This is a genomic window from Rheinheimera marina (assembly GCF_042654345.1).
Lineage (GTDB): Bacteria > Pseudomonadota > Gammaproteobacteria > Enterobacterales > Alteromonadaceae > Pararheinheimera > Pararheinheimera marina.
Window position 1 is genome coordinate 272,898 of record NZ_JBHSGB010000001.1, and the last position, 16,730, is coordinate 289,627.

The window sequence follows — 16,730 nt, forward strand, 5'->3', positions numbered from 1 at the left end:
AGCAGGCAGTAACAAGGGGATATTCAACATGGGTTTCGGTGGTATCAGTATTTGGCAACTTCTGATTGTGCTGGTTATTATCGTGCTGTTATTCGGCACAAAACGTTTACGCGGTCTGGGCTCAGATTTAGGCTCAGCCATTAAAGGCTTTCGCAGTTCCGTGAAAGAACAGGACGACGCAGAAGTACCGACGCCTGCCGCAGTCGAGCAAAAACCTGCGGCACCTGCTCAGTCAGTCGCCAGCCAGCCTGAACAGCAAAAATCAACTGATCAACGCTAAATGAGTTTTTGGGAGCTGGTGGTTATCGCCATCGTCGCTTTGTTGGTGTTAGGCCCTGAGCGACTGCCTGCAGCCATTCGGAGCGTCAGTGAATTTATCCGTGGAGTCAAACAGTTTGGTCAGCAAATGCAGGCCGAACTGAATGACGAACTGCGGGTTCAGGAGCTGCATGAAAAGCTGAAACAGGCGGAAGAAAAAGGCCTGTTGAATCTGAACAGCGAAGAAATGAAAGCCATTGCTGAATTACGCCAGGCGGCTGCGGATGTGACCAATCCATACCCCACTTCAGCAGTTCAGGCCCCAACAGCCCCAGCCGCACCGGCAGTCGACGCGACTGGCGGGTCAGCCCCTTCGGCATCAACCACAGACAATTATGAGCAACACAAACCCCAATAGCCTGTTAGGGCATTTAATTGAGTTACGCCGGCGTTTGTTGCATGTAGTGGCGGCAGTACTGTTGGTGTTTATTTCACTGGCTTATTGGGCGGCGGATATCTACCATCTGCTCGCCTCGCCCTTAATGACCGTGCTGCCTCAAGGCGCATCGATGATCGCCACCGATGTGGCTGCACCTTTTTTTGCACCTTTTAAGCTGACTTTTATTGTGGCGCTGTGCCTGGCGGTTCCTTATATTCTTTGGCAAATCTGGCTTTTTGTTGCGCCCGCCTTGTACCAGAAAGAAAAGCATCTGGTGGCGCCGCTGATTGTATCCAGCACGCTGCTATTTTATCTGGGTATCTGCTTTGCCTACTTTGTGGTCTTCCCGATCGTCTTTGGCTTCTTTACCAGTGTGGCACCAGAAGGCGTCACTATCGCCACCGATATCAGCAGCTACCTCGACTTTGTACTGAAATTGTTTTTTGCCTTTGGTCTGGCTTTCGAAATTCCTGTTGCCGTGTTATTACTGGTCTGGACAGGTGCAGTGGACCGAAAAAGCCTGGTAGAGAAACGCCCTTATTTTGTCGTGATTGCCTTTATTATCGGCATGTTGCTGACACCACCTGATGTCCTGTCACAAACATTGCTGGCTGTCCCTATGTGTCTGCTGTACGAACTGGGGATCTGGCTGAGCCGGTTTTATCAACCAGGCACTGAAGAACATACGCATGAGGAAGTTCAATGAAAGCTGTAGCCGTCATTTTGGGTCTAATCGTTGTCTCAGCACAAGCCACCACCGTCAATGACGAGCTATCGAAGTGCCGTCAGATTACACAAGACCTGCCACGGTTGGTCTGTTATGACCAGATAGGCAGCCCAGCTCCAGCCGCCCAGCCTGTGATTGTGACAGCGGATGCCGTCAGCGACACAGAGCAGCTGACAACGGTCACTGCGGCAGCCCCTCAAGCAACGGCGACAGCTGAGCAGAAGTTTGGCATTGAACACCGGGCGGCCCCTCCGACCGATCTGCCGGAAGCCGTCAGTGTCGTGCTTGCCAAGGTGACCAAGGCACCGCGCGGTGAGTTAGTGTTCAGCTTTGATAATGGTCAGGTCTGGCGTCAGGTCAACAAGGAATCCTTTGTCGCAAAAGCCGGCGAAACGTACCAACTAACCAGGGGCGTGCTCAATTCGTTTTTCCTGGGCCAACAAGACTCACCACGCAAGACCCGGGTACGTCGGGATAAATAAGTGGTCAGTTACTGTGATGCCGGAGTCAATTTATTCAGCAATCAATTTGACTCCGATCGTGCCGAGGTCATTGAACGCGCGCATCTGAATGCAGTGCGGCAACTTCTGCTGATCAGTTCAGATGTGGCAGAAAGCCGGCTGAATCTGGATTATTGCCAAGGCAAGCACAGCTTAGTCTGTACCGCCGGCGTCCACCCACATCAGGCGGCTGCGGTCGCACCCGATTGGCTGCAGACCCTTATGCCATTGCTGGCCGACCCTGCAGTGGTCGCTGTGGGTGAATGTGGTCTGGATTATAACCGCGATTTTAGCCCCCGACCTGCTCAGCTGCAGGTGTTTGAACAGCAATTAGAATTGGCCTCCCGGGTAAACAAAGCTGTTTATTTGCATGAAAGAGATGCTTTCGCTGACCAAATTGCGTTACTGAAATCTTTCCCTGCCCTGACCGGTGTCGCCCATTGCTTTACCGGCGACAGTGTGCAACTGAGAGCCTATCTGGATCGCGGTCTCTACATAGGTATTACCGGCTGGCTTTGTGATGAGCGGCGCAATCAGAGCATGATAGAAGCCTTAACCTACCTGCCGCTGGATCGGATCCTGCTGGAAACAGACGCCCCTTATTTGTTGCCTCGTACGCTTGCTGACAAACCCAAAAGCCGTCGCAACGAACCGGCCTTTGTCAGCTCGATTGCAGCGCAGATTGCACAATTGAAACAACTCAGTCTGGACCAGGTTGCCGAACAGACCACCCTTAATTTCAACCGCTTATTCAGACCAGTGGAGCCTAGTGATGGGGTATGAATGGATATCACAGCAGTGGCAAGGAATGCTGGCAGGCTTCGCTTTTGCTGGCGTGCTGATCGCACTGCTGGCCTGGGCACTTTTTGTCTGGCAGCAACGGCGCTGGCAGCAAAATGTGGCCGATGAGCTGGAAGAGAAAATCCAGCAACGCACTCTCGAACTGCAAATTACCCTGAATGAACTGGCTGATAAAAACCGTCAGCTGGAGCAGCAAAACACGCTGGACGCACTGACCGGCATACGCAACAGAGCCTTTTTTGATCAGAAACTGATTGCGGAACTGAAACGCTGCCGCCGCGAGCGCAGCTATTTGTCATTGTTGATGATAGATATCGATCATTTTAAAGCCATTAACGACCAGCATGGCCATTTGGTGGGCGATGCAGTCATTCAGCAAGTCGCTCAGTGTATTCAAAGCCATTTAAAACGCAGTAGCGATCATTTGTGCCGTTACGGTGGTGAAGAGTTTGCACTGATCCTGCCCAACACCAATTCTGAAGGTGCCATGCAGCTGGCCGAACTGGTACGCCAGGACCTGGCCAGCAGTCAGGTCAATTACCAACAACTTGCGCTGCTGATCCATGCCAGCATCGGCTGTTACACGGCAATCCCCGAACCACAGCAGACCAGCAGTGACTTTATTCAAGCCGCAGATGCAGCTTTGTATCAGGCTAAACACACCGGACGCAACAAAGTGGTGTGTTCGGAACTTTCGCAGCATGAGATTGCTGAACAGGAGCCAGAATCCGATGACCAAGACCAATGAGTATTTCCCTGCCAGCCGCCTGCGTCGGTTACGAGCGCACGATTTCAGCCGTCGCCTGATGGCGGAAAACCAACTTAGCGTTAACGACCTGATTTACCCGATGTTTATTGTGGAAGGCGAAAATCAGCGCCAGGCTGTCGCCTCTATGCCAGGTGTAGAACGCCTGTCACTGGATTTATTACTCGAAGAAGCACGCGAACTGGCCGATTTAGGTATTCCTGCCATTGCCTTATTCCCGGTGACAGCAGCTGAGAAAAAATCTCTGATGGCTGAAGAAGCCTATAACCCGGACGCTTTAGCACAACGCGCGGTGAGGATGTTGAAACAGCAGGTGCCACAACTTGGTGTGATCACCGACGTGGCGCTGGACCCCTTCACCACTCATGGTCAGGACGGCATTATTGATGAAGACGGTTATGTGCTGAATGACATCACTACAGAAATTCTGGTGAAACAGGCGCTGTCGCACGCCGAAGCTGGGGCCGATATCGTAGCACCATCTGACATGATGGATGGTCGTATTGGTGCTATCCGGGAAGCCCTGGAAGACGCTGGCTTTGTGAACACGCAGATCATGGCTTATTCAGCTAAATACGCTTCCGCCTACTACGGCCCATTCCGCGACGCCGTTGGCTCGGCTGGCAATCTGAAAGGTGGCAACAAGAAGTCCTACCAAATGGACCCGGCCAACAGCAACGAAGCACTGCGTGAAGTGGCGCTGGACCTGGAAGAAGGGGCCGACATGGTGATGGTAAAACCAGGTATGCCGTATCTGGACATAGTCCGTCGTGTCAAAGATGAATTCGGCGTGCCCACCTTTGCTTATCAGGTCAGTGGCGAATATGCGATGCATATGGCCGCCATTCAAAATGGCTGGCTGAATGAAGAAGCGGTGGTGATGGAGTCGTTGCTGGCCTTCAAACGCGCCGGTGCGGATGGCATCCTGACTTATTTCGCCAAAAAAGCCGCCATTTGGTTAAAACAGAGCTGAGTTTAATTGAAGAAGGCGGGGTTACCCGCCTTTTTAATGCACCATCAACTGCCAGCCAGCTTGCTGCTGGTAGGCAATTTCCTGCTCCAGCTCAGCCCGCATCAACGGATGATGATCCAACCAGCCGTCGGGCAGTTTAAGATGTAAGCCTTCCGCCTGAGCCTGCACTTGCACCGCTGGCAAGGCTTCGTGACGGCGACGCATGGACAAAATCACCGCCAGTCGCAAGATACGGGTCAGCCGCACCGCCAGTAAAACGGAGGTCATGGTCTGACGCGCCAGAATATCTTTATTCAGGTCTGCTCTGTGGTTATACACCAGCGCCATCAACAGCTGCTGCTGTGCTCTGGTAAAACCCGGCAGTTCCGCATGATTGATGATATAGGCGCCATGATGGTGATGATTTTTGTATTCAATCAGTAAACCCAGCTCGTGCAACAAGGCGCCACACCGCAAAATGCTCAGGCCTTCAAAGCTTTGCAGGTTCCATTGCGGGTCCAGCTGCTGCGCCAGCATAGCGGCCATATCGGCTACCCGGTTGGCCTGCTGCTGGTCAATAAAATAACGTACCATCATGCTTTGCACTGTGCGGGCACGGACGTCCTGATGCTGCAATTGCGACAGCATGCCGTACAGAACACCTTCGCGCAGCGCGCCCCCTGACAATGTCATGCCTTTGATTTGCAGTACCCGAAATAACGCAATCAGAATCGCCAGGCCGGACGGAAACACTTGTTTGCGTTCCTGGGCCAGACCATGGATAGCCAACTGGTCCATATGACCACAGGCAAGCGCCTGCTGCAGTATGGTTTCCAGCCGGGACAAGGTGATCACTTCGTCTTTGCCCTGGGCAACCAGAATTTCCTGCAATGCCTGTACAGTGCCGGATGCCCCTACCGCATTTTGCCAGCCTTGCGCCAGATACTCATCGGCCACCTTGTGAATTTCCAGTTCAGCCGCAGCGATCGCCGCATTGAAGTTAGACTCACTCAGCTCATTGTTCTGAAAATAACGTTCCAGATAAGTGACGCAGCCCATATTCAGGCTGGACAGCAACAGCGGTTGAAAGCCCTGGCCGACCACCACTTCAGTGGAGGCTCCACCTATATCAATCACCAGACGGTTTGCTTCACAATTGGAGGTATGGGCAACCCCAAGGTAGATAATCCGGGCTTCTTCTTCACCGGAAATCACTTCAATTTTATGGCCAAGGATCTGTTCGGCTTCAGTCAGAAAGGTTTTTACGTTGCGGGCCAAGCGCAATGTGGCGGTACCGACGATACGGATGTTGCTGGCCGGAATATCTTGCAGCCGCTCAGCAAACAGAGCCAGGCATTCCCAGCCGCGGGTCATGGCTTCTTTGCTCAGTACCAGGCTGTCATTTAAACCGGCCGCCAAACGCACTTTACGTTTGACCCGTCCAATCACCTGCACACTGCCGGCGACAACCTTGACCATCAGCATATGGAAGCTGTTGGAGCCGAGGTCAATCACAGCATAAATATCATTATGCTGTGATTGGGACTCTTCAAATTGCATCGCCTTAACGCGGACGGCTGCGTGGGTTCCGCGAGCCATTAGACTGACTTCGCTGGCCGGTACGGGCCTGTCCAGGCCGACGACGGACACGGGGTTTTGGCTGGGTCACATCTTCCAGTAATACGGTCGAATCGTATTGGGTCACCGGAATCGCATGACGAATATAGTCTTCAATGGCGGTCAGGTTCAGCGCATAACGCTCACAGGCGAAACTGATGGCTTTGCCGCTTTCACCGGCACGACCGGTACGGCCAATACGGTGCACATAGTCTTCACAGTCATCCGGCAAGTCATAGTTAAACACATGACTGACTTTCGGAATATGCAGGCCACGGGCAGCCACATCGGTTGCAACCAGGATATCGAGCTGACCTTTGGTGAATTCTTCCAGAATACGCAGACGTTTTTTCTGAATAACATCACCTGTCAGTAAGCCAACCCGATGCCCATCGGCTTCTAACCAGGCATGGATGTCTTCACAACAATGTTTGGTGTTGGCAAATACAATGGCTTTATCCGGCCACTCTTCTTCCATCAGGGTCAGCAAGAGTTTCATTTTGTGCTCGTCTGACGGGTAAAACAGTTCTTCGCTGATACGGCTGCCGGTCATTTGCTCTGGTGCAATATGCACGTGCACCGGCTGATTCATCTGCTCAAAAGCCAGTTCCTGCACCTTGTAAGACAAAGTCGCAGAGAACAGCAGGCTCAGACGTTCAGTGGCGGGCGGCATCCGGCGGAATAAGAAACGAATGTCCTTGATAAAGCCCAGATCAAACATGCGGTCGGCTTCATCCAGCACGACCACCTGAATTTGCGACAGGTCGTACAGGCCTTGTTTCAGGTAGTCAATCAGACGGCCTGTGGTGCCGATTAAAATATCTGCGCCTTTTTCGAGGGCCTGACGTTGAGTATCGTAACCTTCGCCCCCATAAATCAGAGCAAGCTTCAAACCTGAGTGTTTGGCCAAAGCCTGGGCGTCATGATGGATCTGCACAGCCAATTCCCTGGTCGGCGCCATAATGATGGCCCGCGGCTGACCTGAACCCCGAGGTTCATGTGTCAGTAAATAGTGGAAAGTGGCGGTTAAAAACGCGAGGGTTTTACCTGTTCCGGTCTGTGCCTGACCTGCAATATCTTTGCCGGTCAGAGCAATGGGCAGACACTGTGCCTGTATTGGTGTGCAATGCTCGAAACCTTGCGCTGAAAGTGCTGCAAGAACCTGAGGTGCCAATGCAAAATCGGCGAATTTGTGTGGTGTTAAGTGTGTTTTATTCATACGCGCTAAGCATAACCGTTACGCTTGCAATAAGGAACAGTCCGGATAAAATTGGCTTTAAATTTTTGCAGTACCCAACTGCCCAGTACTAACGGAGAATACAATGAGTGAACATATTCTGCAGGTATCAGACGATAGCTTCGAAGCCGACGTGTTAAAAGCTAGCGCACCTGTCCTGGTTGATTTTTGGGCTGAGTGGTGTGGTCCGTGCAAAATGATTGCACCCATCCTGGACGATGTAGCGAAAGAATACGCAGGCAAAGTCACTGTGGCTAAGGTCAACATCGACCACAACCCAGGGACGCCGCCAAAATTTGGTATTCGTGGTATCCCAACGCTGCTGCTGTTTAAAAACGGCCAGGTTGCCGCCACTAAAGTAGGTGCCTTATCGAAGACTCAGTTAAAAGAGTTTTTAGACAGCAATATCTGATTAATTTCAGGTGAAAATCTGTTTGGGGTTTTCACCTGATCTTCGTGGTTTTCTGCGCTTTCGCACTACTCTGAGCACCCATCGTATAAAAATACAGCTTTTCTCGTTTTCATCTGGACGCAAGAAACTTATCCTGCTAAGGTGTATCGCAGCAACAAATCCCTAAAACCACGCTGTCCCGTTGACTAAACCTAAGCCTACTTCCTTTTAATCAGCGCGATAAGCTTGTAATTCTGTTTGACCAACAAGAATCCACACACTATGCATTTAACCGAACTGAAACTGAAGCCAATTAACGAGCTGGTTGATTTATCTGAATCAATGGGCCTGGAAAATATGGCCCGCCTGCGCAAACAGGACATTATCTTCGCCATTCTCAAAGCCCATGCCAAAAACGGTGAAGAAATCTACGGCGATGGCGTTCTGGAAATTCTGACCGACGGTTTCGGCTTCCTGCGTTCTGCAGACAGTTCTTACCTGGCCGGCCCTGACGATATTTATGTCTCTCCCAGCCAAATCCGCCGCTTTAACCTGCGGACCGGTGACAGCATTTCTGGTTTGATCCGTCCGCCTAAAGAAGGCGAACGTTATTTTGCGCTGCTGAAAGTGAACGAAGTCAACTTCGGTCGCCCAGAGCAAGCCCGCAATAAAATTTTGTTTGAAAACTTAACTCCACTACACGCCAATTCACGGCTGCGGATGGAACGTGGTAACGGCTCCAAAGAAGACTTAACAGCCCGGGTGCTGGATTTGGCGTCTCCAATTGGCCGTGGTCAACGTGCATTAATCGTTGCACCGCCAAAAGCCGGTAAAACCATTTTACTGCAGAACATTGCCCAGTCGATTGCCGCCAACCACCCTGAATGTGTGCTGATGGTACTGCTGATTGACGAACGTCCGGAAGAAGTGACCGAAATGCAGCGTCTGGTCAAAGGTGAAGTGGTTGCGTCCACCTTCGACGAACCAGCCAGCCGTCACGTCCAAGTGGCTGAGATGGTGATCGAAAAAGCCAAACGTTTAGTTGAACACAAAAAAGACGTGATTATTCTGCTCGATTCAATCACTCGTCTGGCCCGTGCTTACAACACAGTGATCCCTAGCTCAGGTAAAGTGTTGACAGGTGGTGTGGACGCCAACGCGCTGCACAAACCGAAGCGTTTCTTCGGTGCAGCCCGTAACGTGGAAGAAGGCGGTAGCCTGACCATTATCGCTACAGCACTGGTTGATACCGGTTCGAAGATGGACGAAGTCATTTACGAAGAATTCAAAGGTACAGGCAACATGGAACTGCACTTGTCGCGCAAAATTGCCGAGCGTCGTGTGTTCCCTGCCATTGATTTCAACCGGTCGGGCACCCGCCGCGAAGAGCTGCTGGCGTCGCCGGAAGAACTGCAAAAAATGTGGATCCTGCGCAAAATCCTTAATCCAATGGACGAAACGGATTGCATGGAGTTCCTGATCGATAAACTGTCGATGACTAAAACCAACGATGAGTTCTTCGAAGCCATGAAACGGCAGAAAAACAGTTAAGACAAAAACCGGCCCTGTGGCCGGTTTTTTTTATGGACCCAACCGAATCACGACCGGAATGTGACAGCAATTCCGGCACAGCATCACAATAACGTGCGACCCATGCAGCCGCGCGAGGGAATGACAAAGGCACAACTCAGGGATGATTGTGCGGATGGCAAAGCAGGCAGTGCTGCTAACAGGACTGGTAGCAGCAGCGAATGAGAGAAACAATGACTACTCCACATATTCTGGTGGTCGGCGGTGGCGCCGGTGGGCTGGAACTGGCAACCCGTCTGGGAAATAAGCTGGGCCGCAAACACAAAGCCCGGGTGACCCTGATAGACCGTAATCCAACCCATATTTGGAAACCTTTATTACACGAAGTGGCCACCGGCACCCTGGACGTCGATATTGACCAGGTGACGTACCGGGCCCATGCCAAAGCCCACGGTTTTGAGTTTCAGTTGGGCACTATGACCGGGCTGGACCGGGCCGCCCGTGAAGTGGTGCTGGCGCCTATTCATGACGAAAACGGCGATCTGGTGCTTGAAGCACGCCGGCTGAAATACGACTATCTGGTACTGGCCATAGGCAGTATTTCCAATCATTTCAACACCCCAGGCGTGCAAGAGCATTGCATCTTTCTGGACAGCCCGAGCCAGGCCAATCGCTTCCATCGCCGTTTGCTGGAAGCCTACCTGAAGTTGAATTCGCCATTGCATCCAAAAGAAAACCTGAATATTGCCATTGTTGGCGCAGGGGCGACTGGTGTTGAACTGGCGGCTGAACTGCACCATGCTGCTGCGGAGCTGAACTCCTATGGCTTTGATGATGTGAAACGGGACCGGCTGAAAATTTCGGTGATTGAAGCGGGGCCACGTATTCTGCCAGCCTTGCCTGAACGCATTGCCGCGGCGGCGCATAAGGAGCTATTGAAACTGGGTGTCGATGTGCGGGTGAACACCAAGGTGACCGCCGCCACTGAAGACGGCCTGAGCCTGGGTGAGGAGCAGTTGCATGCCGAGTTAATGGTCTGGGCCGCCGGCATCAAAGCACCAGATTTCCTGAAAGAATTAGATGGGCTGGAAACCAACCGTATTAATCAGCTGATGGTGTTGCCCACCTTACAAAGCACCATCGACAGCCAGATTTATGTGATTGGTGATTGTGCGGGTTGTCCGCTGCCAGGCAATAAATGGGTGCCGCCGCGGGCGCAATCAGCCCATCAGATGGCCAGCCATGTGGCGCGCAATCTGCTGGCCGTGCTGGCAGGCAAAGCCCAGACGCCTTATATCTACAAGGACCACGGCTCGCTGATTTCATTGAGCCGCTTTGGCACTGTAGGCAGCCTGATGGGTAATCTGGTCGGTGGCGCCATGATGATTGAAGGCCGCATCGCGCGCATGGCATACATCTCCCTGTACCGCATGCACCAAATGGCCTTACACGGCTGGTGGCGTACCCTGATGATTTCTGTGATTGGCAAAATCAACAAGATCATCCGACCTCGCCTTAAACTGCACTAGCAGCTCTATTCCAGAGTTTCAGCCTGCTCGGGCTGTACCTGCTTCAGCAGGCTGAACTCTGGGTAATGTTGTAACAGCAGCTGCTTTTCTGAGTCCGTCGCCCACAGCAGCATGGCGTCCTGGTAACTTTGACGTTGCTTCAACTCTGGCAACACCTTGTTGATATCAACCATCCACTGCTCGCCTTCTGCCGTCTTCGAACACACCACATAACCGTAAGAAACCGGCTCCAGCCCTTGGATAGGCCGCGAAGAAAAGAGTAAATTCAGGCCAGCTTCTTTGGCAAAAAAAGCCAGTCGGTGCGGATAATCCACCACATAATCCACACGTTTTGCATTAAGTAATTGTGCAGGATTTAATGTCGACATGGAGCTGCTACCCAAATTGCTGCCTGGCTTATCCAGATGCTCAGACACTAATTTTGGATAAGCCCTGTCCGCTTCCAGTAAACCCAATAAATCCTGCTGCCGACTTAATACTTTAAGATTAACCAGTGGCTGACTGGCGAATGTCTTCACGGCTTTAGAGTTGGACGGCGTGTAGTTGATTTCGAGGTTCGTGATCAGCGCGGCAGGCTCAGATAACAGGCCTTTCGTGGCGCGTTCTTTGGTATAACGTAAACCAAAAGTGCAATGAGATTCCTTGGTTAACGCAGAGATCCTGGTGATACGGGCCAGATGAATCTGGCGAATTTGGTGCTTGTATTGAGGTAAGGCCTGCATCAGTTGCTGCAGCAGCACATCGTAGCGGCCCTGACCGGCATAAGGGCCTTCAGAGATACGAAAAGGCGGCCAATGGCTGGCGTACCATACCATCACTGGCTGAGCAGAGGCGACACAGCTGGTCAGCAGCGTCAGCCATAACAACAGTCTCTTTTTCATCCATGCCTCCCTTACTGCCGCGGCTACAGTAGCAAAAGCCTGTGACCGCAACAAGACGGTTAGTCGCATTCCATTTTGCGGATAACCGTCTGAAGAAGCTTGAATTTTTGAGGTCAATCTATCACCAGATGTACCAAAGGATCCGTAGCCACCGGCGTCTCAGACCACCCTAACGCGGCCAGATATTCTGCTTTGGCTTTGTCGGCCTGTTCCTGAGTGTTGGCATGCACCCGCGCCAGCAACTGGCCCGAAGTGAATCGACCACCCACTGGCTGCACATCGCTAAAACCTACTGCCGGGTTAATCACCTGGCTTGGGTGAGCCCGTCCGCCGCCTAAGCGCACTACCGCCATACCAATGGCTGTGGTATCAGCTCCGGCAAGATAACCAGTAGCAGGTGCCGTAATATCCTGCACCACCTTGGCTGTGGCCAGATACTGCGCTGGTTTTTCCAGTAAATCGGCCGGTCCTCCTTGGGCCGCCACCATCTTACTAAACAGCTCTGCTGCTTTGCCTGAAGTTAAGCTGTGTTCAAGTGCCGCCACAGCGCTGGTTTTATCCGGATACAAACCGGCCAGTTGCAGCATGCTGGCGCCCAGTTCCAGGGTCACCTGATGCAATCTCGGCTCGCGGTATTTACCAGTTAAATAATCCAAAGTTTCCACAACTTCCAGCGCATTACCTGCGCTGGTGCCCAGCGTTTGGTTCATATCAGTCAGCAAGGCCTGAGTCGGTACCCCGGCCCCTTTGGCGGTGTTGACGATGCTGCGGGCTAACGCCGAAGCGTCGGCCACATTTTTCATAATGGCGCCCGAGCCAATTTTCACATCCATCGTCAGGTACTGCAGGCCGGCCGCCAGCTTTTTCGACAAAATAGACGCGGTGATCAGAGGGATGGACTCCACGGTCGCGGTCACATCGCGGATCAGGTATAAACGCCGGTCTGCCGGTGCCAGCTCCGCACTTTGCGACACAATCACGGCACCGTTTTTCCGTACCAGTTGCTGAATCGAATCCAGACTTTGTTGGGTCTGATAACCGGGGATCGCCTCCAGCTTATCAATGGTACCACCGGTATGGCCTAAACCCCGGCCCGCAATCATCGGCACATAAGCGCCGCAGGCGGCTACCATGGGCGCCAGCATCAGGCTGACTTTATCACCCACACCACCTGTACTGTGTTTGTCCACGACAGGGCCATTTAAGCCTGACCAGTTCAGCACGGCACCTGAGTCACGCATGGCGCGGGTTAACGCTACCGTCTCTTCGGTCTGCATGCCATTTAAATAAATCGCCATCGCCAGCGAGGCAATCTGGCCTTCGCTGAAACTCTGATCGGTTAAGCCAGCAACAAACTGGCGGATGGCGTCGTCGCTGAGTACGCCGCCATTGCGTTTTTGTTTAATGATTTCCTGAGGTAAGTACACAGAGAACTCCGGTTAAATTTTGCTGCTGTTGGCCAGATAGGTTGGCGTAAAGGCGGATGGCAACAGTTCATCCAGGCGCCATTCCTGCTGCTGTTCCAAATGATTGCAGCTGCGGACCGGACTGTCCGGCGCATAAAATTCAGCAATCACCTGACGACAGATGCCACAGGGTGGGGTCAGCTGGGTTTGCGGAGTGTACACCATCAGGGCCAAAAACTGGCGCTCTCCGGCGACCACTGCCGCGGCAATGGCATTGCGCTCGGCACAGGTCGTGCCACCGTACGAGGCGTTTTCTACGTTGCATCCGGTGTAGATCCGGCCGGAGCTGGCCAGTACGGCAACTCCAACCGGAAACTTACTATAAGGGGCATAGGCTTGCTCTGCAGCCTGGCGGGCCTGCCGGGCCAATTCGGCCCAGGAAATGTCATGACTCATGGTCCAAAGTCTCAGTCAGTAGACGGACTGAGTTTATCGCGCTAAATGCACGGCAAATCAAGAGCAAAACGGCGATCCAGCCGTTAAATGCAGCAAAAAAGTTAATGCGCCGCCCGCTCTGCCTGCTTTTTATGCAACAAATAACTGAAATAGGCCAAAGTGCAGAACAGCCACAGTGCCAGCATCGGAATTAACCAATAGGCCAGTGCAATACCAACCTGTTCCGCCACCAGGCCAGTGCCTAATGCTGCCGCCTGATAGCCAATGGAGCCGCCCATATTCGCCAAACCAGACAACACAGGGCCATTGTCGCTGTCCAAATCCATCGCCGCGGTCAGCATCAGCGGGAAGATAGCCCCTAAACCCAAGCCTAAGGCAAAGTTACCCAGTTTCAGCAGTAGCGGTAAATCGGCCAGCTTCACCAGCAAGGCACCACATAAGGCACAGGTGCCCAGTATCACCAGCAACTGAGCACTGCTGAACCAACGCAAAAACAGGTAAAACCCTAACCGGCTGAGCACCATACCGCCGGTAAAAAAGGCGATGGTCAAGCGGGCGTCTTCGGTGCTATAACCCAACCCAGCGCTGGCATAAGTTACAAACCAGTTGCCATGGCCCCATTCGACAGCCCCATAGCCAAACATCATCAGCGCCAGCGCAAAAAATACCGGCTGCTTCAGTACCTGACGGTAAGACAAGCTGCCTTTGCTGTGCGCCATATGCGGTGGGCTTTCGTGGGTGCGCCCCAGGTACCAGGCAAAGCAGGCAGTGAAAAACAGACAAAGTGCCAGAATACGCAGCGGCCAGCGCCAGTCTTCTTGCATCCAGTACAGCACCACCACGTAGAGCGGTGCCAGCAAGGTGCCCAGGCTGAACATAAAATCCATTAAGCCCATCATTTTGGCGCGTTTGGTGACATAAAGCCGGGCTATCAGGGTATGGCCTATGGTGAACAGGCCGGAACAGGCCAACGCCAGAAAATAGACAAAACCCAACAACACCGGCCAGTAGGTCTGCACTGAGGCCAGTCCCAGCAACAGCACCAGCACCATCATCAACACGGCAAACAAGGGCACAAAATCAAACTTCTGAATGTACTTGCCACCCAAAAAGGCACCGCTAATAGAGCCCAGCGACAACACAGCAAAAAACAATCCACTGGCTGCCGCCGACATTTGCAGCTGCTGCATCATGTCCGGTAACAAGATGCCCCATAAAATACCCATTAGCCCCAACAGCATAAAGCTGAGGTACACCAGCACAGTCACCTGGTTCCGGTACTTGTTATCCATCAAAAACCCCATTAAGACTAAATGCATCTGCGTCCAGATATGCCGGAAACTTCTGCTGAAACTGCTGTTGTACGCTCAAATCAAAAGTGGCCTGCAGCACGCCATCCCGGCCGTCCGCCCCATCCGCCTGTAATACACCCAGATGATCCACCAGCAGCGAATCACCGCTGTACTCCAGACCATTGTCGTCAGTGCCAACACGGTTGCAGCCAATCACCACCACCTGATTCTCCAGCGCTCTGGCTTGCAATAAAGTGCGCCAAACCTGACGCCTTGGCGCTGGCCAGTTAGCGACATAAATCAATGCATCGTAGTCCTGGCGGTTACGGGCAAACACCGGGAAACGCAGGTCATAACAAACCTGTAAACAGAAACGCCAACCAAGGTGTTCCACCACCACCCGCTGTGTACCAGCCTGATAATGTTGGTGTTCATTGCCCATGCGGAATAAATGCCGCTTGTCGTAATACTGTAGCTGGCCATCTGGCGTCGCGAACAGCAGTCGGTTCACCACACCTGACTCCAGCCGGATAGCAGCCGAGCCACAAATAGCTGCGCCTCGTGCTTTGCTTTGCGAGCGCAGCCAGTTAACCGTTGGTCCATCCATAGCTTCGGCAATCTGCAGCGCGTTCATACTAAAGCCGCTGTTAAACATTTCCGGCAACACGTAAAGATCAGCCCCGGTGGCACTGTCCATCCGTTCAGCCAGCAGCTGATAATTGGCCGAGGGCTGCTGCCAGATCAGCGGGCTTTGCACCACGGCTATCTTGATACGCGACATAATTTCTCCGCGGCCTGTTGCAGCGTTAGCGGCTGTTTCGCAAAACAAAACCGGATCACTTGCTGTTGCGGCGGCTGGCGGTAAAACACCGACAACGGAATAGCCGCTACTTTGTGCTCGACCGTCAGTTGCCGGCAAAAACTGACATCATCCAGCGCACTGAGCGCACTGTAGTCGGCCAGCTGAAAATAAGTACCCTGACAAGGCAATAGCGCAAATCCGGAGGACTGCAACAAGGAACGGAAAGAATCGCGCTTTTGCTGATAAAAATCGGCCAGGTTGGTCACCAGCTCTGGCTTTTGCTGCATCAATTCCGCAATGGCCTGCTGTGCCGGTGTGAAACTGGAAAAGGTGACGTATTGGTGAATTTTGCGAAATTCTGTGGTCAGCTCGACCGGCGCCACCGCATAACCCAGCTTCCAGCCGGTGACATGGAAGGTTTTGCCAAAAGACGACACCACCACAGTACGCTCGGCCAGCTGAGTTAACTGATTGGCACTGTGGCGCGGCAAGCTGTCAAACACCATGTGCTCATAGACTTCGTCGCTGATACAAAACAAACGGTGTTTCAACACCAGTTGCTCCAGTGCCAGCCAGTCTTCCCGGCTGAACACCATGCCGGTCGGGTTGTGTGGGCTGTTCACCATAATCAGCCGGGTTTTGCTGCTGATTTGTCGCTCCACCGCCTGCCAGTCCACCCGGTACTCAGGCGGCTGCAATGGAATATGCACAGTGCGGCCACCAGCTAACTCGACCGCCGGTAGGTAGCTGTCATACGCCGGGTCAAACACTATGACTTCATCGCCGCTGCGAACCAATGCCTGAATGGCAACAAACAAGGCCTCAGTAGCACCGCTGGTGACGGTGATTTGCCGATCCGGGCAAACAGCGCGGCCATAACAACGCTGAGTTAACGCGGCAATCTGTTCACGCAGCACTAACAGGCCCGGCATCGGCGCGTATTGGTTCAGCCCTTGTTGGCTAGCCTGAAACACCAGTTCAGGCAACAACGGGTCACAGGGGAAATCCGGAAAACCTTGCGACAGGTTGATCGCCTGCTGTTCAGCGGCCAGTTGTGACATTTGGCTGAAAATGGTGGTTCCGACGGAAGGGAGTTTGCTCTGTAACTTCATTTAAATTCAGTGGTTGCGGCAAGTGGCGATATTG

Annotated in this window: 18 protein-coding genes; 10 read left to right on the top strand and 8 right to left on the bottom strand. The window is 52.8% G+C overall.

The features are described 5' to 3' along the window. Positions 1–28: 28 nt before the first annotated feature. Genes tatA through hemB form a run of 7 tightly spaced genes read left to right on the top strand, consistent with a single transcriptional unit; the run spans position 29 to position 4,464 of the window. A complete protein-coding gene (tatA, locus tag ACFO3I_RS01295; protein ID WP_377331094.1) occupies positions 29–280 on the top strand; it encodes a twin-arginine translocase TatA/TatE family subunit in 252 nt (83 codons plus the stop codon). Next, complete coding sequence (tatB, locus tag ACFO3I_RS01300; protein WP_377331096.1) at positions 281–676, top strand: Sec-independent protein translocase protein TatB; 396 nt, start codon at positions 281–283, stop codon at positions 674–676. Continuing rightward, positions 654–1,403 carry a twin-arginine translocase subunit TatC gene (gene tatC / locus ACFO3I_RS01305; RefSeq protein WP_377331097.1) on the top strand — a complete coding sequence of 250 codons (750 nt, stop codon included), beginning with the start codon at positions 654–656 and terminating at the stop codon, positions 1,401–1,403. The genes tatB and tatC overlap by 23 nt, the downstream gene beginning before the upstream one ends. After that, on the top strand, positions 1,400–1,906 hold the full coding sequence (locus ACFO3I_RS01310; RefSeq protein WP_377331098.1) for a hypothetical protein: 507 nt from the start codon (positions 1,400–1,402) through the stop codon (positions 1,904–1,906). The genes tatC and ACFO3I_RS01310 overlap by 4 nt, the downstream gene beginning before the upstream one ends. Next, a complete protein-coding gene (locus ACFO3I_RS01315; protein ID WP_377331100.1) occupies positions 1,907–2,707 on the top strand; it encodes a TatD family hydrolase in 801 nt (266 codons plus the stop codon). Further along, complete coding sequence (locus ACFO3I_RS01320; protein WP_377331102.1) at positions 2,697–3,473, top strand: GGDEF domain-containing protein; 777 nt, start codon at positions 2,697–2,699, stop codon at positions 3,471–3,473. The genes ACFO3I_RS01315 and ACFO3I_RS01320 overlap by 11 nt, the downstream gene beginning before the upstream one ends. Then, complete coding sequence (hemB, locus tag ACFO3I_RS01325) at positions 3,457–4,464, top strand: porphobilinogen synthase (RefSeq protein ID WP_377331104.1); 1,008 nt, start codon at positions 3,457–3,459, stop codon at positions 4,462–4,464. The genes ACFO3I_RS01320 and hemB overlap by 17 nt, the downstream gene beginning before the upstream one ends. Before the next feature lie 33 nt (positions 4,465–4,497). Here hemB and gppA read toward each other — a convergent pair whose 3' ends face one another. Further along, complete coding sequence (gene gppA / locus ACFO3I_RS01330) at positions 4,498–6,003, bottom strand: guanosine-5'-triphosphate,3'-diphosphate diphosphatase (RefSeq protein ID WP_377331106.1); 1,506 nt, start codon at positions 6,001–6,003, stop codon at positions 4,498–4,500. A 4-nt stretch (positions 6,004–6,007) separates the two neighbouring features. Beyond that, on the bottom strand, positions 6,008–7,279 hold the full coding sequence (rhlB, locus tag ACFO3I_RS01335; protein WP_377331108.1) for an ATP-dependent RNA helicase RhlB: 1,272 nt from the start codon (positions 7,277–7,279) through the stop codon (positions 6,008–6,010). 103 nt (positions 7,280–7,382) lie between these two features. Between rhlB and trxA the strand changes: the two genes are divergently transcribed. From trxA to ACFO3I_RS01350, 3 genes are all read left to right on the top strand, one after another. After that, positions 7,383–7,709, top strand: a complete 327-nt coding sequence (trxA, locus tag ACFO3I_RS01340; RefSeq protein WP_377331110.1) for a thioredoxin TrxA — start codon at positions 7,383–7,385, stop codon at positions 7,707–7,709. A gap of 261 nt (positions 7,710–7,970) precedes the next feature. After that, positions 7,971–9,239 carry a transcription termination factor Rho gene (gene rho, locus ACFO3I_RS01345; RefSeq protein WP_337841749.1) on the top strand — a complete coding sequence of 423 codons (1,269 nt, stop codon included), beginning with the start codon at positions 7,971–7,973 and terminating at the stop codon, positions 9,237–9,239. A gap of 212 nt (positions 9,240–9,451) precedes the next feature. After that, positions 9,452–10,747, top strand: coding sequence for an NAD(P)/FAD-dependent oxidoreductase (locus ACFO3I_RS01350; protein WP_377331112.1), 1,296 nt, complete (start codon positions 9,452–9,454; stop codon positions 10,745–10,747). 5 nt (positions 10,748–10,752) lie between these two features. On the opposite strand, the gene ACFO3I_RS01355 is transcribed toward ACFO3I_RS01350, so the two are convergent. The 6 genes from ACFO3I_RS01355 to ACFO3I_RS01380 form a co-directional block, all read right to left on the bottom strand. Continuing rightward, positions 10,753–11,628: a hypothetical protein gene (locus ACFO3I_RS01355; RefSeq protein WP_377331113.1), complete on the bottom strand. Its 876-nt coding sequence runs from the start codon at positions 11,626–11,628 to the stop codon at positions 10,753–10,755. A 113-nt stretch (positions 11,629–11,741) separates the two neighbouring features. Further along, positions 11,742–13,055: a thymidine phosphorylase gene (deoA, locus tag ACFO3I_RS01360; protein WP_377331115.1), complete on the bottom strand. Its 1,314-nt coding sequence runs from the start codon at positions 13,053–13,055 to the stop codon at positions 11,742–11,744. Positions 13,056–13,067: 12 nt separating this feature from the next. Next, a complete protein-coding gene (locus ACFO3I_RS01365; RefSeq protein ID WP_377331117.1) occupies positions 13,068–13,490 on the bottom strand; it encodes a cytidine deaminase in 423 nt (140 codons plus the stop codon). Positions 13,491–13,591: 101 nt separating this feature from the next. Continuing rightward, a complete protein-coding gene (locus ACFO3I_RS01370) occupies positions 13,592–14,782 on the bottom strand; it encodes an MFS transporter (RefSeq protein WP_377331119.1) in 1,191 nt (396 codons plus the stop codon). Further along, positions 14,775–15,563: an amidohydrolase gene (locus ACFO3I_RS01375; RefSeq protein WP_377331121.1), complete on the bottom strand. Its 789-nt coding sequence runs from the start codon at positions 15,561–15,563 to the stop codon at positions 14,775–14,777. Before ACFO3I_RS01375 ends, ACFO3I_RS01370 begins: the two co-directional genes overlap by 8 nt. Further along, positions 15,545–16,696 (bottom strand): methionine aminotransferase, encoded by a 1,152-nt coding sequence (locus ACFO3I_RS01380; protein WP_377331122.1) that lies wholly within the window; start codon positions 16,694–16,696, stop codon positions 15,545–15,547. The genes ACFO3I_RS01375 and ACFO3I_RS01380 overlap by 19 nt, the downstream gene beginning before the upstream one ends. Between the last annotated feature and the right edge of the window lie 34 nt (positions 16,697–16,730).